The sequence below is a fragment of the Pseudomonas parafulva NBRC 16636 = DSM 17004 genome, assembly GCF_000730645.1.
GTDB classification, from domain to species: Bacteria; Pseudomonadota; Gammaproteobacteria; order Pseudomonadales; family Pseudomonadaceae; genus Aquipseudomonas; species Aquipseudomonas parafulva.
This window is the reverse complement of record NZ_BBIU01000005.1, coordinates 126538-152862: the sequence shown is the minus strand read 5'-3', so window position 1 is coordinate 152862 and position 26325 is coordinate 126538. Positions and strand designations below refer to the sequence as shown.

Annotated in this window: 22 protein-coding genes; 9 read left to right on the top strand and 13 right to left on the bottom strand. The window is 62.6% G+C overall.

The features are described from left to right. Positions 1-58: 58 nt before the first annotated feature. The 9 genes from PPA02S_RS03615 to PPA02S_RS03575 form a co-directional block, all read right to left on the bottom strand. Positions 59-664: an START domain-containing protein gene (locus PPA02S_RS03615; RefSeq protein WP_028632217.1), complete on the bottom strand. Its 606-nt coding sequence runs from the start codon at positions 662-664 to the stop codon at positions 59-61. A 33-nt stretch (positions 665-697) separates the two neighbouring features. Next, a complete protein-coding gene (locus tag PPA02S_RS03610; RefSeq protein WP_028632216.1) occupies positions 698-952 on the bottom strand; it encodes a YkgJ family cysteine cluster protein in 255 nt (84 codons plus the stop codon). 127 nt (positions 953-1079) lie between these two features. Next, positions 1080-1532, bottom strand: coding sequence for a hypothetical protein (locus tag PPA02S_RS03605; RefSeq protein ID WP_028632215.1), 453 nt, complete (start codon positions 1530-1532; stop codon positions 1080-1082). Between the two features lie 64 nt (positions 1533-1596). After that, positions 1597-3039 (bottom strand): aminotransferase-like domain-containing protein, encoded by a 1443-nt coding sequence (locus PPA02S_RS03600; protein WP_028632214.1) that lies wholly within the window; start codon positions 3037-3039, stop codon positions 1597-1599. Between the two features lie 194 nt (positions 3040-3233). Then, complete coding sequence (locus PPA02S_RS03595) at positions 3234-4046, bottom strand: OmpA family protein (protein WP_028632213.1); 813 nt, start codon at positions 4044-4046, stop codon at positions 3234-3236. Further along, positions 4043-4396, bottom strand: coding sequence for a DUF4398 domain-containing protein (locus tag PPA02S_RS03590; RefSeq protein WP_028632212.1), 354 nt, complete (start codon positions 4394-4396; stop codon positions 4043-4045). Before PPA02S_RS03590 ends, PPA02S_RS03595 begins: the two co-directional genes overlap by 4 nt. A gap of 9 nt (positions 4397-4405) precedes the next feature. Then, positions 4406-5227: a substrate-binding periplasmic protein gene (locus PPA02S_RS03585; protein WP_028632211.1), complete on the bottom strand. Its 822-nt coding sequence runs from the start codon at positions 5225-5227 to the stop codon at positions 4406-4408. Positions 5228-5300: 73 nt separating this feature from the next. Continuing rightward, on the bottom strand, positions 5301-6230 hold the full coding sequence (locus PPA02S_RS03580; protein WP_028632210.1) for an electron transfer flavoprotein subunit alpha/FixB family protein: 930 nt from the start codon (positions 6228-6230) through the stop codon (positions 5301-5303). After that, positions 6231-6980 carry an electron transfer flavoprotein subunit beta/FixA family protein gene (locus PPA02S_RS03575; RefSeq protein ID WP_016498683.1) on the bottom strand — a complete coding sequence of 250 codons (750 nt, stop codon included), beginning with the start codon at positions 6978-6980 and terminating at the stop codon, positions 6231-6233. 553 nt (positions 6981-7533) lie between these two features. On the opposite strand from PPA02S_RS03575, the gene PPA02S_RS03570 reads away from it, so the two are divergent. Then, a complete protein-coding gene (locus PPA02S_RS03570; protein WP_028632209.1) occupies positions 7534-9198 on the top strand; it encodes an electron transfer flavoprotein-ubiquinone oxidoreductase in 1665 nt (554 codons plus the stop codon). Positions 9199-9261: 63 nt separating this feature from the next. Here the strand turns inward: PPA02S_RS03570 and PPA02S_RS03565 are convergent, their stop codons facing one another. From PPA02S_RS03565 to PPA02S_RS03555, 3 genes are all read right to left on the bottom strand, one after another. Beyond that, positions 9262-10599: an MFS transporter gene (locus PPA02S_RS03565; protein ID WP_028632208.1), complete on the bottom strand. Its 1338-nt coding sequence runs from the start codon at positions 10597-10599 to the stop codon at positions 9262-9264. Between the two features lie 72 nt (positions 10600-10671). Continuing rightward, positions 10672-11145, bottom strand: a complete 474-nt coding sequence (locus PPA02S_RS03560) for a hypothetical protein (RefSeq protein ID WP_028632207.1) — start codon at positions 11143-11145, stop codon at positions 10672-10674. 167 nt (positions 11146-11312) lie between these two features. After that, complete coding sequence (locus PPA02S_RS03555) at positions 11313-11840, bottom strand: sigma-70 family RNA polymerase sigma factor (protein WP_272867583.1); 528 nt, start codon at positions 11838-11840, stop codon at positions 11313-11315. Positions 11841-12001: 161 nt separating this feature from the next. Here PPA02S_RS03555 and PPA02S_RS03550 point away from each other — a divergent pair, with 161 nt between their 5' ends. From PPA02S_RS03550 to PPA02S_RS03540, 3 genes are read left to right on the top strand one after another with little or no spacing between them, the layout of a single operon-like run. Then, the gene (locus PPA02S_RS03550; protein ID WP_028632205.1) at positions 12002-13180 is read left to right on the top strand and encodes an efflux RND transporter periplasmic adaptor subunit; all 1179 of its coding nucleotides are present in this window, start codon (positions 12002-12004) and stop codon (positions 13178-13180) included. Beyond that, the gene (locus PPA02S_RS03545; protein ID WP_028632204.1) at positions 13181-15145 is read left to right on the top strand and encodes a MacB family efflux pump subunit; all 1965 of its coding nucleotides are present in this window, start codon (positions 13181-13183) and stop codon (positions 15143-15145) included. 3 nt (positions 15146-15148) lie between these two features. Continuing rightward, complete coding sequence (locus tag PPA02S_RS03540; protein WP_028632203.1) at positions 15149-16567, top strand: efflux transporter outer membrane subunit; 1419 nt, start codon at positions 15149-15151, stop codon at positions 16565-16567. A 39-nt stretch (positions 16568-16606) separates the two neighbouring features. Here the strand turns inward: PPA02S_RS03540 and pvdP are convergent, their stop codons facing one another. Beyond that, the gene (pvdP, locus tag PPA02S_RS03535; RefSeq protein WP_028632202.1) at positions 16607-18229 is read right to left on the bottom strand and encodes a pyoverdine maturation tyrosinase PvdP; all 1623 of its coding nucleotides are present in this window, start codon (positions 18227-18229) and stop codon (positions 16607-16609) included. A 177-nt stretch (positions 18230-18406) separates the two neighbouring features. On the opposite strand from pvdP, the gene pvdM reads away from it, so the two are divergent. The 5 genes from pvdM to PPA02S_RS03510 all read left to right on the top strand — a co-directional run bounded on the left by pvdM (position 18407) and on the right by PPA02S_RS03510 (position 26325). Beyond that, positions 18407-19759 carry a pyoverdine-tailoring dipeptidase-like protein PvdM gene (gene pvdM, locus PPA02S_RS03530; RefSeq protein ID WP_028632201.1) on the top strand — a complete coding sequence of 451 codons (1353 nt, stop codon included), beginning with the start codon at positions 18407-18409 and terminating at the stop codon, positions 19757-19759. An 8-nt stretch (positions 19760-19767) separates the two neighbouring features. Beyond that, positions 19768-21048, top strand: a complete 1281-nt coding sequence (gene pvdN, locus PPA02S_RS03525; RefSeq protein WP_028632200.1) for a pyoverdine-tailoring periplasmic protein PvdN — start codon at positions 19768-19770, stop codon at positions 21046-21048. 82 nt (positions 21049-21130) lie between these two features. Then, a complete protein-coding gene (gene pvdO / locus PPA02S_RS03520; RefSeq protein WP_042141283.1) occupies positions 21131-21997 on the top strand; it encodes a dihydropyoverdine dehydrogenase in 867 nt (288 codons plus the stop codon). A gap of 134 nt (positions 21998-22131) precedes the next feature. Next, positions 22132-23781 carry a cyclic peptide export ABC transporter gene (locus PPA02S_RS03515; RefSeq protein WP_028632198.1) on the top strand — a complete coding sequence of 550 codons (1650 nt, stop codon included), beginning with the start codon at positions 22132-22134 and terminating at the stop codon, positions 23779-23781. 144 nt (positions 23782-23925) lie between these two features. Then, positions 23926-26325 (top strand): TonB-dependent siderophore receptor, encoded by a 2400-nt coding sequence (locus PPA02S_RS03510; protein ID WP_042141282.1) that lies wholly within the window; start codon positions 23926-23928, stop codon positions 26323-26325.

Here is a 26325-nt window from a genome sequence, read left to right as displayed (position 1 = left end):
TTATTACACCGCCCCAACCTGATGCCCGAAACACATCGCACCCGGCCGGATTTGGCAGTCAGTTTTTCTCGGCGCGTTCGCGCAACGCCTTCAGGGTATTAAACGGCGCATCCACCACGAACTTGTTGGCCAACCATGACGGCACGCTGCCCCCTGGCTCGGTGTGCACCTGGTACGTCACCTCGGTACTGTTGCCCTGAGGCACCAGCTTCCAGAAGCCCTCGACCTGGGCCACCCGCACGAAGCCTTTTTCTTCGGGCACATAGGTCGGCTCCTCCTTGAGGTTGCGCAACAGGCTGCCATCGGCCTGCTTGACCGTGGTCACCTGCAGCACCGAGTCCCGCGGCGTCACCGGCCAGGGCGTATTGAACTGGGTGTAGGTCCAGGTCTTGTCACCCTCGTGCTTGAGCACCTTTTGCGCCTTGCATTCATGAATCCATGCGCAAGCCCCCGCCACGTCTTCCTGCAGCGCCTGCACCTTGGCCAGGGGCGCCTTGATGACGGTGACACCCCGGTAGGCCTTGTACTTGGAGCCAGGCACTTCACTCAGGGACACCTTGATCCCGTCCTCATCCTTGGCCACCTGCCAATTCTCGGCCCAGGCAACAGGCGACAGCAGGGCACTGACACCACACAGCAATGCAATACGCTTCAACGATCTCATCATGTTTATCCTTGTTGTCGAGGATCCAGCCTGTCACGCCGCCGTCATGCGCTCCCACCAGCCGAGAATTCTGATGGCCTCTTCACTGTCCCGGCCACACACCTCAGGGTCAGCCTTGAAACCGCCGCACACCGCTGGCCGCTCGGGCTTGCCGAACAAGTCGCAGAGGTTTGCAGCCGTCAGGTGCAGGCAACGCTGGCCAGCGGGCTTGCCGTCAGGCATGCGCGGCATGGCGGAGGTGATGGAGGGCGCGATGCAGCAGGCACCGCAGCCCTCACGACAGGTCATGGCTTGCAACACAATCAGAACTCCATGGCACACAACGGGGCGATCACCCCTGGATACTAGCGGCTCAAACGCACGTTTGAAATTGCTGGCTTGATGAAATCTGCAGTGACCGGGCAGTCAGCAGAGCTTACTGGCGGTACTGGAAGTCGATGGCCGCACCTTCCACATCCCGACGGCTGTCGTTGCGCAGCTGCAACTGCATCTCGTTGCTGATCAAGCGGCCATTGAGCTGGAACGGGCTGTCGGCTTCGGGCTTTTCAGCGAACATGGGCGGTAGCAAAGGCTTGCGCTTCTTGATCGGCGAGGGGTTGGTGCCCACGTTGGGCGTCAGGTTCTCCACCATCTCGGCAGGCAGGCTCAGGTCGAGGTTGGCCTTGGGCAGCGGCTTGGCCACGGTTTTGGCCTGCCTGGCCTTCTTACTGGCGGGCTTGCGCACAGCCTGTTTTTTCACCGCCTTGGACGGCGCCTGGGCCTTGCCAGCCTGCGCCTGGGCAGCCGGCTGGGCAGCCAGCACCACACCAGCAGGCCAGCACAACGGTGCAAGGCAGAAAACCAGGAAAAAACGGCGCAATGCAATCATGGCAAATGGACAGACCGACATGGTAAATGCGTATGCTCCCTGTTCCGCAGCCGCCTGACAAGCCTTACAAAAGTGTGGTTGCCGGCTCCCTGCACAATTGTTGTGCCAGCAGGCCCAGTGTGATGACTGCTCGCTCGGCTTCCTTGTTCCATGGGATGCCGCAGTTTAGCCGAATGCAGTGGTTGAACTGCTCGGTATTACTGAAGATGAGCCCCGGTGCAATGCTGATCCCCTGCTCCAGCGCACGTACGTGCAGGTCTTGGGTGTTTACCCGCCCAGGCAGGCTTACCCACAAAATGAAGCCACCGGTGGGCCGCGTCATCTGGGTGCCTTCGGGGAAATGCTGCTGCACCGCCAGCTGATAGGCACTGAGGTTCTTGCGGTACTCCTGACGAATGAACCGCAGGTGCCGGTCATAGCCACCGTTCTCCAGGTAGGCGGCCACAGCCATCTGCGTGACGCTGCAGGCCGAGTGCGTGGTAAAGGTCTGCAGCCGCTGGATTTCGTCCTGGTAACGCCCGGCAATCATCCAGCCAACGCGCACGCCGGGGGACAAGGTCTTGGAGAAGCTTGAGCAGTAGATCACCCGGTCAAGCCGATCATAGGCTTTGAGCGCCTTGGCCTTGCCCTGATCGAACATCAGCTCGCCATAGATATCGTCTTCGATGATCTGGATATCGAAATCCGACGCCAGGCGCAGCAACTGCTTTTGTCGCTCTTCCGGCACGGTGCCACCCAGTGGGTTACTCAGCCGCGCAGTGAGCACCAGCGCCTTGATCGACCACTGGTTGGCGGCCAGTTGCAAGGCCTCCAGGCTGATGCCGGTGGACGGATCACTGGGTATTTCGATCACTTTCAGGCCCAGCAGGTCAGCCAACTGCAGCAAACCGTAGTACGTGGGCGATTCGGCGGCAATCAGGTCACCTGGCCGTGTCAGCACACGCAGGGACATTTGCAGGGCGTCTACGCAACCGTGCGTGACGATGACCTCACGCGGGTCGACCAGCACACCCGCATCGCGCATGCGAATGGCAATTTGCCGGCGCAACGGCTCGAAACCTGGGCTGAACATGTAGCTGAACGCACGCGGGCTGTGGAAGCGGGTGACCTTGGCAATCTGCTGGTGCAATGCCCGCACCGGCAAATAATCGACATGGGGTACGGCAGCACCGAACGGAAACACGCCATCACGACGCGCCTCGGCCAGCACCTGCTGGATGATACTGGCGCGGGTGACCAACCCTGGGCGCTCCACCCGGGCAATGTCCGGGGTCTGCGCAGTCAGGGCCGGGGTCTGGTGCACATAGTAGCCAGACTGCGGCCGCGCACGGATCAAGCCCTGGTCTTCGAGGTTGGCGTAGGCCTGCAGCACCGTGGCATGGCTGACATTCAACTGGGCGCTCATCTTGCGCACCGAAGGCACACGCTCGCCCGGCTGGTACACACCACGGCGGATGTCTTCGGCCAGTTGCTGGGCGATACGCTGGTACAGCAGCAGGTTGGTCATGGCAACACGCTCATTGTTCTTGTACGACTGACGGTAGAGGATACCGTAACAGTTGCAAAGTGTACGGGGACAGAATGCAACTTAATCGACAATACAGCTTGTTGGGGCGAGTGAGCCCAAGCTGAGATCGGATGAGCGCTGCCAGCTGCTCGTCATGACCGGGAGGGCTGCTCTGCAACCCTTTACAAGCTCAATTAGCGCGCCGGCGCCAGCTTGCCCTTGTCGTCAGAAAACACGATCTCCACACGGCGGTTCTGCGCCCTGCCCCGCTCCGACGCGTTCACCTCAACGGGGTACTGGTCACCGTAGCCTTCCACCAGCAGGCGCTTTTCATCAATACCAAGGTCGGCAAGCATATCTGCCACGGCCTGGGCGCGGTCGCGGGAAAGTTTGAGGTTTTCTTCGGGCGTACCCGTGCTGTCGGTGTAGCCCTCGATGCGCACGACGCGGCGCGGGTTGAGCTGGAGGAACTGCACCAGCTTGAGCACCGTGCGGCTGGCGGAATTGCGCAGGTCGGCACTGCCCGTGTCGAACAGCACATCGCCCAGCGTCAACACCAAGCCACGGTCACCCTGCTCCGAGGCCAGTGCGGCGATCTGCGACTCCACCCATTGGCCCTGCTGCTGCACACTGGCCAACTTGGCCTCGCGCAATGCCAACTGCAGACGCTGGCGCTCCAGGTCAAGCTTGGCCAGGCGCTCCTGGTTCAACGCCAGTTTGGTGTGCTCGCGGGCGATCTGGCTGTAGCGCTGGCTCAGGTAGGCGTAATGGCGCACGTCCGAGCCACTGCCGATGTACGTGGACAAGCGCTCGGCGCGGGCCAGCGACTCACCCGCACGGATCACATCACGCGGGGCGCTGCGCAGCACATCGGAATCGTCCTTGACCTGCTGGAATGCCACGGTCGCCTCGTCCAGCGCAGAAGCACTGCGCTGGCTGGCGCACCCGGTAAGCCCTGCCGCCAGCATCAGCAGCGCCAACGTGGCCAATGGCTTGCGAGCGATCATGGCTGCACCTCCAGCTGTTTGCGCAAGCGCTTCACCCGAGTCTGCAACAACTGCAGCTGTTCATCGCTCTTGACGTTGAGCACCTGTGCTTCGGCCAGCCTGGCATCCAGCTCGGCTTGCTCGGCGCGCATGCGCGCGTCACGGAAGTCCTGGGTGAGCATGTTGGTGCGGGCTCGGCCCAGCTTGTCTTCAGCCAGCTTCAGGGATTCGACCTGGTCAGTAGCGCCCACGGCCTTGGCCTGTTCCAGCGCCTTTTCGGAAAGGCGCATCTGTTCTTCAGGGGCCGGATCATTGGCGCAGCCAGCCAGGCCCAACACGGCCATGGCGAGGATGAATGCTTGGGTTCTCACGCGATCTTCCTAGTGTTTGGGGGCGTCCGCAGGCACCTGCAATTGCGCTTTCCAGCGCTCGAGGTTGGCCTGCAGCACAGCGTCGGACTTACCGGAGATCGGCAATTCTGTCAGTTTTTTCGCCAATTGCCCACGTAACCAGCTGTCATTGCAGGCAGAATTGTGCGAAAGCGCCAGGTACAGGCCAGGCCTGTCCACCGGCAGGCCCCGTGCAATCAGGTGGTTGCTCATGCCCAGCCCCTGGGCCATGGCCATGCCGGAGTAACGACCGGCCAGCACATAGTCGACCTGGCCAAGCACCAGCTTCTGGAAAGCCTGGGTAAGGTTCTGAGCGGGCACCAGCCGCAACTGGGCCTTGGCGAACGCACTGAAAGCAGGTGTGAGGCGGGCCCGCTCCGACAAACTGCCCTGATACTTGGCCAGGTCAGCGGGGCCGTCGAAGGTGAGCTCGGCGTCATGGCGCGTCCACACCAGGTATTCGTTGAGCTGCAGTGGCGGGTGAATGTAGTCCAGCGCCGTCAGTTGCTCCACTTGCATGGGCGCGTCAAGCAGCAGGTCCATGCGCCCGCTGCGCACCTCTTCCAAGGCCTGATCGCGACGGCCCGCACTCAGCACTTCCACCTTCACCCCCAGCTCACCGGCCACCTGGCGCAGCAGGTCGACGTTGGTGCCGATCAGGTGCCGGGGGTCTTTCGGGTCCTGCCACGAATAAGGCGGCGCATCAGGGCTGCCGGTCGCCACCAGGCGCTCGCACTTGCCAGCCGCCATGGCCAGCGGCGTTATCAGTGCCGCCATGCAGGCCAGCCACCTGCCCTTCCACCGCCGTATCATCCGTTACTCCTCAACCCATAAAAAAACCCGGCCCCTCAACGGGGCCGGGTTCTTTATAAGTGAAGCCAGCGGATCAGACCAGCTTTTCCAGCTCCGGCACGGCTTCGAACAGGTCCGCGACCAGGCCGTAATCGGCCACCTGGAAGATGGGCGCCTCTTCGTCCTTGTTGATCGCAACGATCACCTTGGAGTCCTTCATACCGGCCAAGTGCTGGATGGCACCCGAAATACCGACGGCGATGTACAGCTGCGGCGCGACGATCTTGCCGGTCTGGCCGACCTGCATATCGTTAGGCACAAAGCCCGCATCGACCGCGGCGCGCGAGGCACCCACGGCAGCGCCCAGCTTGTCGGCAAGGCTGTACAGGTGGCTGAAGTTGTCACCGTTGCCCATGCCACGGCCGCCAGACACGACGATCTTGGCTGCAGTCAGCTCAGGGCGGTCGGACTTGGCCAGCTCTTCACCAACGAAGGTGGAGATACCAGCGTTGTGCGCAGCGCCAACAGCTTCAACAGCAGCGGAGCCACCTTCGGCAGCCACGGCGTCAAAGCCGGTGGTACGTACGGTGATGACCTTGATTGCGGCACTCGACTGCACGGTGGCAATGGCGTTGCCGGCGTAGATCGGGCGCTTGAAGGTGTCGGCGGATTCGACCGAGATGATCTCGGAGATCTGGTCGACGTCCAGCAACGCGGCAACGCGTGGCAGGATGTTCTTGCCGTTGGTGGTGGCAGGTGCCAGCACGTGGCTGTAGCCCTTGGCCAGGTCGACGATCAGCGGCGAGACGTTTTCCGGCAGGACGTGGGCGTAGGCTGCGTTATCAGCAACCAGAACCTTGGCAACGCCAGCGATCTTGGCAGCGGACTCGGCAACGCCGCCGACGTTCTGGCCTGCGACCAGCACATGCACATCACCACCAATCTTGGCGGCTGCAGCGACAGTGTTCAGGGTGGACGGGGCTACGGCACCGTTTTCGTATTCAGCGACAACCAGGATAGTCATTTAGATTACCTTCGCTTCGTTCTTCAGCTTCTCGACCAGTTCGGCCACCGATTTGACCTTGATGCCGGCGCTGCGGGCAGCCGGGGCTTCAACCTTCAGGGTCTTGTTGGTGGAGGCGAGGGAAACGCCCAGGGCGTCGGGCGTGACGGTTTCCAGTGGCTTTTTCTTGGCCTTCATGATGTTGGGCAGCGACGCATAGCGCGGCTCGTTCAAGCGCAGGTCGGTGGTGACAATGGCTGGCAGGTTCAGCGATACGGTCTGCAGGCCGCCATCGATTTCACGGGTGACGTTCAGCTTGTCGCCCGCCACTTCCACTTTGGAAGCGAAGGTGCCCTGGGCGTAGCCGGTGAGCGCCGCCAGCATCTGGCCAGTCTGGTTGTTGTCGCTGTCGATGGCCTGCTTGCCAAGGATAACCAACTGTGGCTGCTCCTTGTCGACAACGGCCTTGAGCGCCTTGGCCACAGCCAGGGAGTTCAGCTCGTCAGCAGCTTCCACCAGGATGGCGCGGTCAGCACCCAGTGCCAGGGCAGTACGCAGCTGCTCCTGGGCAGTGGTCGGGCCGACGGAGACGACGACGATCTCGGTCGCAACGCCCTTTTCCTTCAGGCGGACGGCTTCTTCCACGGCAATTTCGCAGAAGGGGTTCATGGACATCTTGACGTTGGCGAGGTCGACGCCGGAGTTGTCCGCCTTGACGCGAACCTTGACGTTGTAGTCGACCACTCGTTTGACAGCTACAAGAACCTTCATGGATTCCTCGTTACTCTCCGGTGAATAGATAGTCGCCTGGGGCTGAGCCCGGCGATGCGCGTGGGTACAAGGGCACCTCTAAAAACGTACCTGGGGGCAGCTTCTTCAGCGTGACCAAACAGTCGTATGCGGACCGCTGCGGCAAATACGCGCGGGTCATTTTCTGTCGTGGTGTGTAAACTGCACTACAAACCGCGCCAAAGTCTGAAAACCCTGCTCCACACCTGGTTTTTAGAGGTGTACCTGCGCCCGGCTGCAAGCCTACGGCGAACGTAAAACCGCTCGTATCTTGACCGTAACACCTAATCCGGTCAATACGGCAAACCGGTCACCTTCCAGCCGCTTACCTGTGATTTTACTGGCCTGCGGCAAATTCAAACAAACGTTTGTATTGGACCCGCCAAGTGGTGTAGATATAATGCGCGACCAAGACAAAACGGTGTAGTCCGCCATTTGCCCGGCTACCGCTGCGCGGTTGCCACCACTACAGCAAATGCCCTATGCACCCATAAGACCAAGCAACACACCCGCCTTGATGAGTAGGAGAGAACCAGTGGAACGCGAATACATGGAATTCGACGTGGTCATCGTCGGCGCTGGCCCGGCAGGCCTGTCCGCCGCCTGCCGCCTGAAGCAGAAGGCCGCCGAAGCCGGTAGCGAAATCAGCGTCTGCGTGGTGGAAAAAGGCTCCGAGGTCGGCGCCCATATTCTCTCCGGTGCCGTGTTCGAACCCCGCGCCCTGAACGAGCTTTTCCCGGACTGGAAAGCCATGGGCGCGCCGCTCAATACCGAAGTCAAGCGCGACGACATCTATGTGCTCAAGGATGCGGGCAGCTCGACCAAGGTGCCAGACCTGTTCGTGCCCAAGACCATGCACAACCATGGCAACTACATCATCTCCCTGGGCAACCTGTGCCGCTGGCTGGCCCAGCAGGCGGAGAACCTGGGTGTGGAGATCTACCCGGGGTTCGCCGCCCAGGAGGCGCTGTTCGACGAAAACGGCGTGGTGCGTGGCATCGTCACCGGCGACCTGGGCGTTGACCGTGAAGGCCAGCCCAAGGACGGCCTGTACACCCCTGGCATGGAACTGCGCGCCAAGTACACGCTGTTCGCCGAGGGCTGCCGCGGCCATATCGGCAAGCAACTGATCAAGCGCTTCGACCTGGACAACGCGTCGGACGTGCAGCATTACGGCATCGGCCTGAAAGAGCTGTGGGAAATCGACCCCGCCAAGCATGAGCAGGGCCTGGTGGTACACACCGCCGGCTGGCCGCTGGATGTAATGGCCAAGGACAACACCGGTGGCTCGTTCCTCTATCACCTGGAAAACAACCAGGTGGTGGTCGGGCTCATCGTTGACCTGTCCTACGCCAACCCGTACCTGTCCCCGTTCGACGAGTTCCAGCGCCTCAAGCATCACCCGGTCATCAGCCAGTACCTTGAAGGCGGCAAGCGCATCAGCTACGGCGCCCGCGCCCTGGCCAAGGGTGGCCTAAACTCGCTGCCGAAAATGGTCTTCAACGGCGGCGCCTTGATCGGCTGCGACCTGGGCACCATGAACGTGGCCAAGATCAAGGGCAGCCACACCGCGATGAAGTCCGGCATGCTTGCCGCCGAAGCGGTGGCCGACGCCTTGCTGGCCGGCAGCGAGGGTGGCGACCAGCTCAATGGCTACGTCAGCGCCTTCAAGGCCAGCTGGCTGTACGAAGAACTGTTCGCCAGCCGCAACTTCGGCCCTGCCATGCACAAGTTCGGCCCCCTGCTGGGCGCTGCCTTCAACTACGTCGACCAGAACTGGTTCGCCGGCAAGCTGCCGTTCACCCTGCGTGATACCAAGCCGGACTACGCCTGCCTGAAGCTTGCAGCCGATTCGCAAAAAATCGAGTACCCGAAACCCGATGGCAAGCTGAGCTTCGACAAGCTCAGCTCGGTGTTCCTCTCCAGCACCAACCACGAAGAGGAGCAACCCTGCCACCTGAAGCTGACCGACCCGAGCGTACCGATCGCCAGCAACCTGCCGTTGTACGATGAACCTGCCCAGCGTTACTGCCCGGCCGGCGTGTATGAGGTGGTCACCCAGGAAGACGGCAGCAAGCGCTTCCAGATCAACGCGCAGAACTGCGTGCACTGCAAAACCTGCGACATCAAGGACCCGGCCCAGAACATCACCTGGGTCACCCCTGAGGGTGCAGGCGGCCCCAACTACCCGAACATGTAACGTTCTTGGGGTGAAAAAAACCGGCTCTTGGGAGCCGGTTTTTTTATGTGCACAGGTGAGCGTTCAGCGCCTGCCTGATCGAGCGCCACACAAGACGGGCTTGGGTTCCGCGGCGAACGCCAGCGGCTCACGCGCCCCAAAATACAACGCCGTCAGCAGCCCCACCGCCCCCATTACGGCGCAGAACCCTACACACACCCATGGGCTCCACGGCATCAGCGCGATCAAGGCCAGGGGCGTGGTACTGGCCCACAACGCATACGCCACGTTGTAGGTAAACGAAATGCCCGACACGCGTATCTCAGCCGGGAACAACCCCACCATCACCGACGGGACCACCCCCACAACCCCGCAACCAAGGCCCGCCAGCCCATAGGCCAGCCAGGTCACGCCCCACTGCCCCACCAGGCTGGCGTACAAAGCGCCGATGCCCAAAGGCAGCACCAGGCTGTAGACCATCAAGGCACGCCAGGCCCCCACCCGGTCGACCAGCAGGCCGGCCAGCACGCACCCCACATTGAGGAAGACGATACCCACGCTGCTCAGGGCAAAGGTGTGCCCGGCCGTCATGCCGAACCGCTGCTGCATCACTGTCGGCGTAATCACCACCAGTACCACCACTGCGGACGTCAGTACGCAGGTGAGCAACGCCGCGGGGATCAACGCCTGCCGGTGCTCACCCAGTACCCGCCGCAGCGGGAACCTTACTGGCTGCGCCTGGCGCGCCCGCAGGGCCAGAAACACCGGTGTCTCGCTCAGCCAGCGGCGCAGCCACACGCCGACCACGCCAAACACACCGCCCAGCAGAAACGGGTAGCGCCAGGCGTAAGCAAGAATCTCTTCAGCTGTGAACACCTGCGCCAGCAGCGTCGCCGTCAGCGCCCCCAGCAAGTAGCCGAAGGTCAGCCCCGCCTGCAGGAAGCCCAGGGCATAACCGCGCCGGCCCGCGGGCGCATGTTCGGCAACGAACGTCCACGCACTGGGCACTTCGCCGCCCACCGCCGCCCCTTGCAGAATGCGCAGGGCCAGCAGCAGCAATGGCGCCGCATAGCCGATATCGGCATAGGTGGGCATCACGCCGATCAGCAGGCACGGCAGGGCCATCATCAGGATGCTCAGGCTGAACACCTTCTTGCGCCCCAGATGATCAGCAAAATGCGCCATCAGAATGCCGCCCAGCGGCCGCGCCAGGTAACCCGTGACAAAAATGCCGAAGCTTTGCAGCAGGCGCAGCCACTCGGGCATTTCAGGGGGAAAGAAAAGCTGGCTGAGGGTCAGGGCAAAGAACACGAAGATGATGAAATCGTAGATTTCCAACGCGCCGCCCAACGCAGCCAGGCCAAGGGTCCGGTGGTCGCCGCGGGTGAACCGGGGTGGGCGAGCGGTATAAAGGGCAGTCATGGCAGGTTTCGCAACAGGATGAAGGGCTGGAGGATACCAAATAGCGGCCCCGTTGCCCTGCCCTTGCCGGCTTCAGCGATGGAACACCGTCTGCGCGAAATTGCCCAGCGGTCTGCCCACCGGCGCCGGCACGCCACCCGGCAACCTGAGTGTGCCCACCACCTGGGGCGCGTCGATGATCGACATGAATGACAACAGCGCCTCGTTGTCCGGCACCTGGGGCAGGCTCAGGTTGATGGCCTGGCGTTCGGCCTGGGGCACAGCCGGCACTTTCATCTGGGTGGAGTGGTAGAGCAAGGCGTGCTGGATCTGCGTGCTCACCCGGCAGAACCGCGCCAGGTCCACACCGGCGTGGCTGGCCAGTTCGATGTTGCCCAACAGCAGGTGGAACGGCTGCAAGGCGCACTGCACCAGGCGCTGCAACTCTCCAAAATGCTCGACCGGGGCAATGCGGTAATAGCCCATGCCGTTGAGCAAGCGTTCCAGTTGCAGGCGCTGGTACGGGTGGGCGTCGGCGATGAGGATGCGCAGGGACTTGTTTGCCATGATCGGGCCTGGGGCAAGGGGGTAATGGTTGCATTCCAGACCTACTGCGCCAATCACGGCTACTGCGAGGGCCATACCTAACAGCGGTCTTCTTTGATAGAAGCCGGGAAAGCTGCATAAATCAAGTGATTGGCTGTTGGAATTTACATTTGCCTCTAACCCGGCGTTCAGCAATCCCACTGGCGCATGCGCACCCGGCAGTGCTTCATGGCGTTGACAATGTGCTTTTCCACCAGGCTGCGCGAGATGCCCAGGCTTTCAGCGATCTGTTGGTGGGACAGCCCTTCGAGCTTGCGCAGCAGGAAGCTGTCGCGGCAGGGCTTGCTCAACTCATCCAGCGCACGCTGCATCAATGCTAGGCGCTGATCGAGCTGCATGCCATGGGTCAGTGCAGGACTGTGCCAGCGCTCGTCGTTGTCCAGCACGTCCAACGGTTCGGCCTGGCGCACCTGATGCCTCCGATGACGGTCGACTACCAGGTTGAGTGCTGTGCGGTACAGAAACGCGCGTGGGTGCTCAATGCGCTCGGGGTCGGTGCGCTCCAGTACCCGCAGGTATGCATCGTGGGCAACGTCCTCTGCCGCCTGGCGACTACCAAGACGTGCGCAAAGGAAGCTCACCAATTCACGGTAATAATGTTCCACAACGACACCTGGCGCCGCCCTGCCTGGCCAACGGCAAGGTCGAGGGAAAATGTGATATCAGCGTGCAATCTTACAAATTATAATTATTCTCAGCAACACAGCCTCCCTCCACTTAACCGGGTAAATCCTGCTCCCCCAACTTCGTCTCACTGGGACCTCCCTGCGCGCCGCATTTAGCCGCGTGTAGCCAACATCCCTGGCTGGAAGCCCGCATGACACGCTCATCCAACACTCGCCGCCGCCTCTTCCTCGGTGGCCTGGGCCTGCTTGGCCTGGGCAGCCTGCTGGCCTGGAAGGCCCTGCCCTTCGACAATCAGCCGGTCAACACGGTCGCTGTTACCCGCGCCGACATCGAAAGCAGTGTAACGGCACTCGGCACGCTGCAACCACGCCGCTATGTGGACGTTGGCGCACAGGCCTCCGGGCAGATACGTCGCCTGCATGTAGAAGCGGGCGACCAGGTTCGCCAAGGCCAGTTGCTGGTGGAAATCGACCCTTCCACCCAGCAGGCCAGGCTCGATGCCGGCCGCTATTCGATCGAAAATCTCAAAGCCCAGCTGGCCGAACAGCGCGCCCAGTATCGCCTGGCCCAGCAGCAGCTCAAGCGCCAGCGCGACTTGGCCGCCGCCGGCGCCACCCGCGAGCAAGACCTGCAGACCGCCGATGCCCAGCTCAAGGTCACCCAGGCGCGCATCGACATGTACCAGGCGCAGATCCTTCAGGCCCAGGCCAGCCTGCGCAGCGACCAGGCCGAACTGGGCTACACGCGCATCTATGCACCCATGGACGGCACCGTAGTGGCCGTGGATGCCCGTGAAGGCCAGACCCTCAATGCCCAGCAACAGACCCCGCTAATACTGCGCATCGCCAGGCTTTCACCGATGACCGTCTGGGCGCAGGTTTCCGAAGCCGACATTGGCAAGGTCCAGCCCGGCATGATGGCCTACTTCACCACCCTCTCCGGCGGCAAGCGCCGCTGGACCAGCACCGTGCGGCAGATTCTGCCGATCCCGCCCAAACCGCTGGAACAGTCAAGTCAGGGCGGCGGCAGCCCAGTCAGCGCCACCGCCGGGACCACGGGTGCCCAAGTGGTCCAGTACACCGTGCTGCTCGATGTGGACAACCCGGATGGCGCCCTGATGGCCGAGATGACCACCCAGGTATTCTTCGTCGCCGGCCAGGCCAGCCAGGTCCTGACCGCACCGCTGGCGGCCCTCGACGACAGCAACGGCGACGGCCTGCGCCTGGCACAGGTGCTCACCCGCGACGGCAAAGTCGAAGCGCGCAAGGTGCGCACTGGGCTCAGTGACCGCCTGCGGGTACAGATTCTGGACGGCGTCAGCGAAGGCGAACGCCTTGTCATCGGCGCGCCTGCCGCCAGCGGAGGTTGAATGCCTGTTCCCCTGATCGAGCTCAACGATATCCGCAAAGTCTATGGCGGCCTCGACACCCCGAGAGTCGACGTGCTGCGCGGCATCAGCCTGACCGTGCACCCCGGCGAATTCCTCGCCATTGTCGGCGCCTCGGGCTCCGGCAAGTCGACCCTGATGAACATCCTTGGCTGCCTGGACCGCCCCTCCTCCGGCAGCTATCGCTTCGCTGGCAAGGACGTGGCCGAACTGGGCAGTGACGAACTGGCCTGGTTACGCCGCGAAGCGTTCGGCTTCGTGTTCCAGGGCTACCACCTGATTCCTTCCGGCTCGGCCCAGGAAAACGTCGAGATGCCAGCCATTTATGCTGGCACCCCCGCCAGCGAACGCCACGCCCGCGCGGCCGCCCTGCTCACTCGCCTGGGCTTGGCCAGCCGCACCGGCAATCGCCCGCACCAGCTGTCCGGCGGCCAGCAACAGCGAGTGTCGATTGCCCGGGCGTTGATGAACGGCGGCCACATCATCCTTGCCGACGAACCCACCGGTGCCCTGGACAGCCACAGCGGCACCGAGGTAATGGCGCTGCTCGACGAACTGGCCAGCCAAGGCCATGTGATCATCCTGATCACCCACGACCGCGAAGTGGCGGCGCGTGCGCAGCGGGTTATCGAGATTCGCGATGGCCTGATCATCAGCGACTCGGCAGCCGGGCTGCCCAGCCCCGAAACGCCAAAAGGGCTGCAGGCCGACACACTGCGCCAGCGCCTGGGCCACGGCGCAACCCTGCGCGGTGCCTGGAAAGGTGAGTTGCTGGAAGCCCTGCAGGCGGCCTGGCGGGTGATGTGGATCAATCGGTTCCGCACCGCCCTGACCCTGCTTGGCATCGTCATCGGCGTCGCTTCGGTGGTGGTCATGTTGGCCGTGGGCGAAGGCAGCAAGCGCCAGGTCATGGCACAGATGGCCGCCTTCGGTTCGAACATCCTTTACCTCAATGGCCGCCATGCCACGCTGCGCGAGCCCGCGGGGATAGTTACCCTCGACGATGTCGCAGCCATTGCGCAACTGCCCCAGGTCACCCGGGTCATGCCGGTCATCGGAAACGACGTGATGGTGCGCCACGGTAACAACAACCAGAAATTCTACGTGGGCGGCAACAACATCGAGTTCCCCCACATTCTCAACTGGCCGGTAGTGCGGGGCAGCTTCTTCAGCGATAGCGACGAACGCACCGGCGCCGCCGTGGCGGTCATTGGCCAGAAGGTACGCGACAAGCTGCTCGAACCCGGCAGCGACCCGATCGGCCAGTACCTGCTGCTCGGCAACGTGCCCTTCCAGATCGTCGGCGTGCTGGCTGAAAAGGGCGCCAGCTCCGGCGACCAGAACAGTGACGAACGTATCGTGGTGCCCTACTCGGCAGCGTCCATTCGCCTGTTCGGCACCCAGGACCCGGAGTACGTGATCATTGCCGCCCGCGACTCGGCCCGGGTGGCCGAGACCGAGGCGGCCATCGACCACCTGATGCGCCAGCGCCACCAAGGCAAGCAAGACTTCGAACTGACCAACGACGCTGCGCTGATCCAGGCCGAGGCGCGCACGCAGAACAGCCTGTCGCTGATGCTCGGTGCCATCGCCGCGATTTCCCTGCTGGTCGGCGGTATCGGCGTGATGAACATCATGCTCATGACGGTACGCGAACGCACCCGCGAAATCGGCATCCGCATGGCTACCGGCGCCCGCCAGCGCGACATCCTTCGCCAGTTCCTCAGCGAGGCGGTGATGCTGTCGATGGTCGGCGGCCTCACCGGCATCGTCCTGGCCCTTGGCATCGGCGCAGGCCTGATGCTTGGCGGCGTCGCCGTGGCCTTCGCCCTGCCCGCCATTCTTGGCGCCTTTGCCTGCGCCGTGGTGACCGGCATCGTGTTCGGCTTCATGCCTGCCCGCAAGGCGGCCCGTCTCGACCCGGTCAAAGCCCTTACCAGCGAATAATCCATGACATTGCCAAGCCGTATCAGCCTGTTGACCCTCAGCCTGGCCCTCGCCGCCTGCAGCACACCCGCGCCGCCCGCAAGCGGCATCGCCCCACCTGGCACCTGGCAGGGGGAAGCCGGTGATCCCTCGCTCGTCACGCCCCAGGCCCAATGGTGGCAAGCGTTCGCCAGTCGCGAACTGGACCGCCTGGTTGAACGCGCCCGCCTCAACAGCCACGACCTTGGCGCCGCCACTGCCAAGGTGCGCCAGGCCCAGGCTCGCGCCGTGATCGCAGGGGCACCGTTGCTGCCGGAACTGGCCCTCGGCATGAATGGCAGCCGCCAGCATTTGATGCGTGGTGAAGGCAGCGACCAACTTGACGCCAGCAGCAACGAACGCACTAGTACCTCGTTCGGTACCCAGTTGAGCGCGACCTACGAGATCGATTTCTGGGGCGGCCTGCGCGCAGCCCGCGACAGCGCCCGGCTAGGCCTCGACGCCAGCCGTTTCGACCGCCAGACAGTGGAGCTGACCCTGGTCAGCGCCGTGGCCGACAGCTACCTGCAAGGGTTGGCGCTGGACGAGCAACTGCGCATTGCCCACCTGAACCTGCGCAACGCCCGGGATGTGCTGGGGCTCGTCGAAGCACGCCAGCGTTCTGGTTCTGCCACGCGCCTGGAGCTGGCGCAGCAGCGCAGCCTGGTGGCGGCTCAGGAACGCCAGTTGCCGTTGCTGGAGCAACGTCGGCAGGACAACCGCGTGACCTTGGCCACCCTGCTTGGCGACCCGGTACAGAACCTGCCTGGTAGCAATGAACGTATCGAGGCCGTGCGCTGGCCTACCATCGGCAGCGGCATGCCCAGCGAGCTGCTGACCCGCCGCCCCGACATCGCCGCAGCCGAAGCAAGACTGGCAGCGGCCAGTGCCAACGTACAGGTGGCACGGGCGGCCATGCTGCCCAAGTTGACCCTCGGCGCCGAGCTTGGCACAGGGGCGCGCACCTTACCCCATGTCTTCGACAGCCCCTACTACACGCTGACTGCGGGCCTGGTCGCGCCGATATTCAACAACGGCCGGCTACGCGCCTCACGCGATCTGGCCAAGGCCGAGCAGGAGGAGTTGCTGGAGGCATATCGTAGTAGCATCCTGGCCGGTTTTGCCGATGTCGAGAAAGCGCTCAATGCCATCCAGGGTGTCGACCGCCAACGGCAGTGGCAGGACGAGGAAGTGCAGCAGGCACGCCTGGCCTTCGACCTGGCACAGCAGCGTTATGGTGCCGGGGCCGAGACGCTGCTGACAGTGCTGGAGACCCAACGCACCCTGTATGAAGCCCAGGATCAGCAGGCCCAGTTGCGGCTGGCACGGTTACAGGGGAGCGTGGCGCTGTACAAGGCGCTGGGTGGCGGCTGGCAGGTAGAGAAAGTACAAACGGGGGAATAAGCCCAGGGGCTGCCATGCAGCCCCGGTATGGTCGAACCGTCAGGCCAGCAACCCCTTCAACGACAGGTGCCGGGCATACCATGGCCGCTTCGGCACCTGGCGCATGAACCCTGCCAGCTTCCCTTCGTCTTCGCTGAAGATGATGCGCAAGGCCAGCTTCATGGTCTCGACATCCATTTCCACCGACTTGCCCGGCCTGAGGCCCGGCACCGTGCTGCAACCATGGGTATCCGGCCCCAGCCACGGATCGTCCACTTCCACCCAGCGCCCCGGTGCGAACCATGGCACGCCGTTGACCTGCAAGCGGCTGACTTCCCCTGGGTGGAAACGCTCGTGGGCCGCAAACCAGTCCTCCAGCCGATCATCAATCCAGCCATGGAAACGCCAGAACACCGGATGCACATGCGACGAGAACGGGTCGCCCAGAAAGTCGTTTTCCGCTGCATACCAACGTGGTGCAAAGTCGTCCAGCTCACGGGCCAGCGGCACCGGCGCGCCATTGGAGGGGTCGCGCGGCACCGACGCCCAGCGCATGTGCAGCCAGTCGTGCAGGCCCAGCTCCATCTCCGACCCCAACTGCCCCAAGGTCATTCGCGACAGGTAGCGCGGGTCGCGGTACTGAGACTCCCAGACCGCGAAGTTGCCATGGAACGTCTCGGCCCGCTTGATGCCGTTTACCCACTCGCTGAACGCGTCGTCCCCCGGAGCCAACCAGGTCGGCGGCACCGAACAGCCGTCGAGGTTGTCGAAATAGCGGGCAAATCCCAGGCGGTCGCGCTCGAGTTCCGGCTGCGGCAACGGAAAGCGCTGCCATGACGGCAGCGGCTGCAAGGCGCGGGCCGCAGCCAGCATGTGCCGGTGCATGAAGAAGAAGTCCTCGCCTGAACCGTTGCGGTCCTTGAGCTTCCCTCGGGCATCGCGCTCCTTGTCACGGGGGCCGGGCTGCCAGCCCAGCCCGCGCAAGGCATTGCGCTTGTCGTCCGGCAAGCTGTGCCATTTGTCCCGCGAGGCATGCCAGAGTTGGTGGAACAGACGGTGCTCCGGCGAAATCAGCCAAGCCAGCAGGGGCGGCTCCAAGGCGATGGTCTGGCGCGCCTCGGGGACGCGCTGGCGAATAGCGACGAAACGGTTGTCCTGCAGCGGCAGTGCCAGCGGCCGATCCAGCGCTGCGATGCGCCCACTCAAGGTCTCGCTGCCCGCATTGCCGAACCCGCCCCACACTTCGTCGAACGTGATCGCCATCTCGTAACCCGGGTGGCTGCCATCCTCGGGTTTGAGGCGCCAATACAGGCGGTTGGGTTCGGACTCGATCAAGTCACCTATCAACTGATAACGAGGCGGCTGCGCGCTGCGCAGGCGTTGCGCGCTGTCCAGGCAACCGCGTACCCCGCGACCACGCGCGGCAATGTCGATGAACAGTTCCAGCGCCTCGGAGGGCAAACCTGCCAGCCCGGCATCCGCGCCCTCAAGGCGCAAGCTCCAGATACCGCGCAAGCGGTTACCCAGGCGCTGACCGGCGGTGTCGGCAAGCTCCACGCTGGCCTCCCCGGGGGTCACCGGAAATTCCTCCCTGGTCAGCTCGCGGCGCCCGTAGTAGGCCGCTGGCAGGGCCGCGCCCGCCAAGGCCACACCGGCCATGAACCCTCGTCGAGAAATCGTCATTACCCTTCCCGTGTCCGCCATGAAGCAGGCGCTATCCCAGCAAGAACGTATGTTGCCCGGCAAAATTTAGCGGCGGCGCGATACCCCACCCCCGCCCCGGTAAATTTCCGCCCATGCTGCTCGTCCCTCCCAGATAGCCCAAGCCCCCGGCATTCGCGGACCTGAATCGAGATGGCAATGACAAGACCTCGCTGGAAGAAAACCTTGTACATCGGCGTGCCCCTGGCCCTGCTGCTCGGCGCCGGCGGCTATCTGGCCTGGAGCCAGTGGCTGAGCCCTGCGCCCCACTTTCCGCGCGAAGTGATCAAGCAAGCCGATGAATTGCAGGAGCGGCTGATTTCCTTCGACAGCCATATCACCCTGCCGATGGACTTCGGCACCTATGGCCAGGAAGCCGACAAGGATGGGGACGGCCAGTTCGACCTGGCGAAGGCCGCCAAGGGCAGGCTGTCGGGCGCGGCACTGACCATCTTCGGCTGGCCGGAAATCTGGAATGGCCCCAACGCACCGCATCGGCCGACCGCAGGCTTTCTCGATGAGGCCCGCAACCAGCAAGAAGTGCGTTACAAGATCATCTCCGGCCTCGTCCGTGATTTCCCCAACCAGGTTGGCATCGCCTACACCCCCGAAGACTTCCGCCGTCTGCACGGCGAAGGGAAGTTCGCCATTTTCATCAGCATGCTCAATGCCTACCCACTGGGGAACGACCTGAACCTGCTGGACAAGTGGGCAGCACGGGGCATGCGCATGTTCGGTTTCAGCTACATCGGCAACAACGACTGGGCCGACTCGTCGCGCCCGCTGCCGTTCTTCAATGACTCCCCCGATGCCCTGGGCGGCCTCTCACCTATCGGCAAGCAAGCCGTACAACGGCTCAACGACTTGGGGGTGATCATCGATGTCTCGCAAATGTCCACCCAGGCCCTGGAGCAGGTCAGCGCCCTGACCCGCGCGCCCATCGTCGCCTCGCACTCGGCGCCGCGGGCCATGGTCGACATTCCACGTAATCTCAGCGACCGCGAACTGCAACTGATCAAGAAAAGTGGCGGCGTAGTGCAGGTCGTCGGGTTCTCCGGCTACTTGCGGCCGCTCACGCAAAAGACCCAGGACAAGCTCAACGCGCTGCGCGCCAAGTTCGACCTGCCACCACTGCCCAACCTGGCGATGGCGCTGATGCCAGGTGACCCGATCATCGCTGCCTGGCCCGAGCAACGCTTCGGCAGCTATGCCAGCCAGCTCTACGCCATTCTCGATGAAGAGCCCAAGGCCAGCCTCAAGGACCTGGGCGATGCCATCGACTACACCGTGCGCAAGATTGGCATCGACCACGTCGGCATTGCCTCGGACTTCAACGAAGGTGGCGGCGTGCAGGGTTGGGACGATGTCAGCCAAGTACGCAACGTCACAGCCGAACTGATCCAGCGTGGCTATTCCGAAGCCGATATCGCCAAGCTCTGGGGCGGTAATTTCCTGCGTGTCTGGGCCCAGGTGGAAAAAGCCGCCAGCCCTTCCCTCTCCTCAACCCGGTAAGCGCAACCATGAGCGACCGCCGCACCTTCCTCAAACACGCCAGCCTGCTTGCCGTCGCCCTGCCCTTGGGCAGCAGCCTTGGCCAGGCCTTGGCCAGCCCCGCCAGCGCGCCGAAGGCAGGTGACCGATGGGCGCAATTGCGCCAGCTGTTCAACCAGGACCCGGCGTACCTGCATCTCTCCAATTTCCTGATCACATCCCACCCCAAGCCGGTGCAGGACGCCATCGACCGCTACCGTTTCAGCCTCGATCGCAACCCAGGCCTGGTAATGGACTGGGACCGCCAGGAACCCTGGCAGCACGAAGCACGTGTGCGCGAATGGGCCGGCAAGTACCTGCAGGCACGTCCCGGCCAGATCGCCCTGACCGGCAGTACCACCGAAGGCCTGGCAGTCATCTATGGCGGGCTGCACGTGCGTCCAGACCAGGAGATCCTGACCACCGAGCACGAGCATTCTGCTGCCGAAGCGATTCTCGACTTCCGCACCCAGCGCCAGGGCACCCAGGTTCGTCGAATCCGTCTGTTCAAGGCTCCGGCCAAAGTCAGCACCGACGAGATCGTCGGTAATATCGACCGCAACATCCGCCCCAACACCCGCATCCTGGGCATGACCTGGGTGCAATCGGGCAGCGGCGTGAAGCTGCCCCTGGCCGACATCGGGGCGGTAGTCGACCGGCATAACCGCGACCGTGCAGAAGCCGATCGCATTCTTTATGTCGTCGACGGTGTACATGGCTTTGGCGTGGAAAATGTGAGCTTCCCGCAGATGAACTGCGACTATTTCATCGCCGGTACCCACAAGTGGATGTTCGGCCCGCGCGGCACCGGCATCGTCTGCGCGCGCAGCGAGCAGCTCAAGAACATCACGCCTCTGATCCCAACCTTCTCACAGGACAACGACTTCGCCACCAGCCTCACCCCTGGCGGCTACCATGCCTTCGAACATCGCTGGGCACTGGACGAGGCTTTCAAACTGCACCTGCAACTGGGCAAGGCCGAAGTCCAAGGGCGTATTCACCAGCTCAACAGCTATCTCAAGCAACGCCTCAGCGAACACGCGCAGGTGGAACTGGTCACGCCACTGTCTCCCGAGCACAGCGCAGGCTTCACCTTCTTCCGCGTCAAGGGCCGCGACAGCGACAAAGTCGCCGCTGCCCTGCTTGAGCGCAAAGCGATCGTCGATGCGGTGTACCGCGATGTCGGCCCGGTTGTGCGTACCGCACCGGGCCTGCTCAATGACGAGTCCGAGATTGATCGCTTCATGACCCTGCTCAGCGCCCAGCTGTGACCTCCGATCACCTTGAACGAGAAGCCTCATGAATCCGACCCTGTCTACTTCCCCACATGGCCCGCTGTGCATCTTCGCCCCAATGACTTTACTCGCCCTGCTTTCCGTTGCCGTGCCGGCGCAAGCCGAAACACCCACGCCCGGCACTGTTTTCAAGGACTGTGCAAAGGGTTGCCCCGAGATGGTCGTGCTGCCAACCGGTTCATTCATGATGGGCTCCCCCGACGACGAAGTCGGTCGCCAGGACGATGAGGGCCCTGTGCACCAGGTCACCTTCAGCAAACCCTTCGCCATCAGCCGCTTCCAGATCACCTTTGGCGAATGGGATGCGTTCATCAAGGCCACCGGCTACATGATGCCCAGCGGCGACGACCGCCCTGGCCGCCTGTGCCAGGCCGGCACGTCGACCCAAGGCGGCCGGCCCACCTACGGTGGCAACCACCAGGTCACCAGCAAACACCCGGCCGTCTGCATGAACCTCAAGGAGGTCCAGGCCTACGTCGCCTGGCTGTCGAAAAAAACCGGCAAGCAGTACCGGCTGACCAGTGAATCGATCCGTGAGTATGCCGCCCGCGCTGGCAGCACCGGCCCGTTCCCGTTCCCCTTCGATGAGGGCAAGGAGTACAGCATCGCCAAGCACGCCAACACCTACGGCCCGACCGACGGCTACAGCTACACCGCGCCGGTGGGCAGCTTCCCGGCCAACGCCTTTGGTGTGTATGACATGCACGGCAACGTCTACGAATGGACTGCCGACTGCAAGCACGACAACTATGTCGGTGCGCCGACCGACGGCAGCCCCTGGGTGGAAAAAGACTGCAAGTTCCAGAGCATTCGTGGCAACGACTACGGTGAAGCCCCTGTGTTCTCCCGCTCCGCCAACCGCAACGACCTCTATCCCAACGAGCGCGGCGACTGGATCGGGTTTCGTGTAGTGCGCGATATCTAGCAGACGGCAGGCCACAGGGCGGCCTCGTGTCGCGAACGGGGCGCAAGGCGCCCCCAGGTTCCCGCTAAATTACCCCGCCCACCAGTCGTTCTACAGGGAGCCCAAAGCCAACTTCCTAAGCGGAACCCTGCCCCATGACTCAGCCAACCCGCGGCGTCCTCAGCGAACTGTTCGCCCTGCTCAGACCCTTCTGGCCCATCGTCGCTCTCTCCATCGTCCTGGGCATGGTCGGCGGCCTCAGCGTCACCGCCCTGCTCGCGAGTATCAATACCGCCCTGCACAGTGAAGGCAACATCACCAGCACCGCCATCGCCACCTTCGCCGGCCTGTGCCTGCTGGCCCTCGCCTGCTCGATCAGTTCCGACATCGGCACCAACTACGTCGGCCAGAACATCATCGCCAAACTGCGCAAGGAGCTGGGAGAGAAAACCCTTGCCGCTCCCATCGAGCAGATCGAACGCTACCGCAGCCATCGACTGATCCCGGTGCTTACCCACGATGTCGACACCATCAGCGACTTCGCCTTCGCCTTCGCTCCGTTGGCTATCTCAATGACCGTCACCCTTGGTTGCCTGGGTTACCTAGCCATGTTGTCCTGGCCGATGTTCCTGCTGATGGTGGTGGCCATCGCTATCGGCAGTGTCGCCCAGTTCGTCGCCCAGGCCAGCGGCGGCCGTGGCTTTGCCGCCGCGCGGGAAGCCGAAGACACTCTGCAGAAAAACTACAGCGCCATCGCCGAAGGCGCCAAGGAACTGCGTATCCACCGCCCGCGCCGCAACCGCATGTTCAGCCAGGGCGTACAGACCACCGCCGACTTCATCTGCAAGACCCAGATCAAGGCAATCAACACCTTCGTGGTGGCCAAGACCTTCGGTTCGATGTTGTTCTTCGTGGTCATTGGCTTGGCCCTGGTGCTGCAGTCGCTATGGCCCAGCAACGATAAGACGGTCATGAGCGGCTTCGTGCTGGTGCTGCTGTACATGAAAGGCCCGCTGGAACACCTCATCGGCACCCTGCCCATCGTCAGCCGCGCCAAGGTCGCCTTCGCCCGCATCGCCCAGCTGTCCGAGCAGTTCTCCTCGCCCGAGCCGCACCTGCTGCTCGACGCCAAGCACACCAAGCCCGCGCCGGTGCACAGCCTGGAACTGGTGAACGTGGGCTACGCCTTTCCACCAGTTGAAGGCAGCGAGCCGTTCCGCCTGGGCCCGGTCAACCTGCGCATCGAGCAAGGCGACATCATCTTCATCGTGGGCGAAAACGGCTGCGGCAAGACCACCCTGATCAAACTTCTGCTCGGCTTATACGCCCCGAACCAAGGTGAGATCCGCCTCAACGGCAACGCCATCGACCCCAGTAATCGCGACGAATACCGCCAGCTGTTCACCACCATCTTCGCCGACTACTACCTGTTCGACGACGTGGTCGAAGGCGACCTGCACATCCCCGACGACGCCAACCGCTACCTGCAACGGCTGGAAATAGGTCACAAGGTCAGCGTACGCGACGGCAGCTTCACCACCACCGACCTGTCGACCGGCCAGCGCAAGCGCTTGGCTTTGATCAACGCCTGGCTCGAAGAACGCCCTGTGCTGGTCTTCGACGAATGGGCAGCGGATCAAGACCCGACCTTCCGCCGCATTTTCTACACCGAGCTGCTGCCCGACCTGAAACGACTGGGCAAGACTATCATCGTTATCTCCCACGACGACCGCTACTTCGATGTGGCGGACCAATTGGTGAGGATGAATAGCGGCAAAGTGAGCTCATCCCCCGTACCGGCCTGAGATGACAAAAAACAGCGGCAAGTTCTTTCCGGAAATTGTCGACGAATGCGTCTTTTTATCAACAACCAAAAATTCTGCCGTTCACTTACATGAGCATTTGAAATGTTGCCTGTCCATAAGCCCTTGAGCCTTGCCGGCTTGATCATGCGCTGCACTCTTCGTCACAAGCCTCTGTCACGCTTTGGCCTGCTGCTGGCATTGCCCATCGCGGCCCAGGTACAGGCCCAGGAGGCCAGCTTCGATATCCCGGCCCAATCACTGGCCAGCGCGCTGCAAACCTTCGGCAGTCAAGCCGATATGCAGATCCTGTTTAACCCCGATGATGTCAGCGGCCTCACCAGCCAGGCCGTCAAGCAACGAACCGAACCGGCACGCGCGCTGGCCAAATTGCTCGGCGGCACCGGCATGACCTTCACCCTGCAGGGCGACCCGCAGGTGATTCTGCTGCGCAAAGGCAACAGTTCCGACATGGAATTGGCACCGACCAACATCAGCGGCGCTACCTTGGGCGGCACCACCGAAGGCACCCATTCCTATGCCACCGGTACCTCCAATACCGCTACGAAACTGCCCATGTCCCTGCGTGAAACACCGCAGTCGGTGACCGTGGTCACCCGTCAGCGCATGGACGACCAGAACATGCAGACCCTCGACGACGTCATGAATAACGCCACTGGCATCACCATCGTCAAGAATGGCGGCGAGCGCTCGATCTACCAGGCACGCGGCCAGTCGGTGGACAACCTGCAGATCGACGGAGTGCCAACCAACATCAGCAACCCCTACTCGATGGATGTCATTTCCAAGCCAAATACCGATATCTACGACCGGATTGAAATCGTGCGTGGCGCCACCGGCCTGATGGAAGGCGCGGGCAACCCTTCGGCCTCCATCAACATGGTCCGCAAGCGCCCCACTGCCGAGCCTCAGGCCCTGATCGAGACCTCGGTTGGTTCCTGGGACAACTACAAGACCATGGTCGATTTGTCCTCGCCACTGAACGAAGCCGGTACCGTGCGGGGTCGCTCGGTGATTTCGTACAACAATGCAAACAGCTACCTGGACACCGCCCAGAAAGAAAACCAGCTGTTCTACAGCATCCTCGAGGCCGACCTGAACGAGTCGACCCTGGCCACCTTCGGCTTCACTTACCAGAAAGAACGTAACTCCGGTTACGACTGGTCAGGCCTGCCAACTCAGGAAAACGGCGAGTTCTACCCGATTTCCCGTTCCACCTCACTGACCGGCGACTGGAACCATCTGGACAAGCGCAACACCACGCTATTCGCCGACATTCAGCACACCTTCGACAATGGCTGGAAAGGCGTCGTCGCCGTCAACCAAATGTGGTCCAAGTCGGACTTCCTGGGCAACTACACCTTCCCAGGGGGTGACACGGACCTGTTTACCCTGAACCCGCGCTTGTTTCGTTACGACGACACCCAGACCAGCATCGACGGGTACTTCACCGGCCCGTTCCAACTGTTCGGGCGCCAGCATGACCTGATCATCGGCGGTAACTGGAACAAAGATGATCACGATTACCATGGCGGCCGCGATGCTGCCTATCGCTACATCATCGACATGAACAACCTTGGCGCGTTCGACCCGCCCAAGCCGACCGGCCTGAACGCCAACCAGTGGAAATACAACCGCACCCAAGAACAAAAAGGCATCTATGTCGCCAGCCGCTTCAGCCTGACTGACACCACCAAGTTCATTCTCGGCAGCCGCATCAGCTGGTACAGCTTCGACTCCCTGACCGACACCAATGGAATCCGTGAAGACAGTGACCGTGGCCACTTCTCCAAAAGTGGCGAGGTCATCCCGTACGCCGGCCTGGTTCAGGATCTGAACGAAAACTGGTCGGCTTACGCCAGCTACACCGAAATCTTCAAGCCTCAAGATAACCAGTCCCTCGAAGGCAGCATGCTCAAGCCGATGACTGGCAGCAACTACGAGATCGGTTTGAAAGGCGAGTTCTTCGACAAGCGCCTGCAAACCTCCATCGCCGTGTTCCAAGCCGACCAGACCGGTCGTGCGGAGGCGATCTTCTGCGACAGGCCATGGTCGTGCTACCGCGCGTCCGACAAGGTGCGCAACAAGGGGATCGAGCTTGAGATGAACGGTGAGATCCTGCCGGACTGGAACCTGTCCGCAGGCTATACCTACACCCAGTCCAAGTACATCGGCGGCGAGCAGAAGGGCGATGACTTCAACGGCGCCTCGCCACGTCACCTGTTCAAAGTGGCGACCGACTACCGTCTGCCGGGCACGCTGAACCACCTGCGCGTGGGCGGCAGCTTCTACGCCCAAAGCAAGATGACCCAGACCGAAGTTGGCGAAGCCTACAAGATCCAGCAGGACGCCTACCACCTGACCAACCTGCATGCGATCTACGAGATCAACAAGAACCTCGAAGTCCAGTACAACCTGGATAACGTATTCAACAAGAAGTACTACCAGACCCTGGGCAACCCAAACTACTGGAACTTCTACGGCGAGCCGCGCAACTTTAACCTGGCGCTGCGCGCCAAGTTCTGA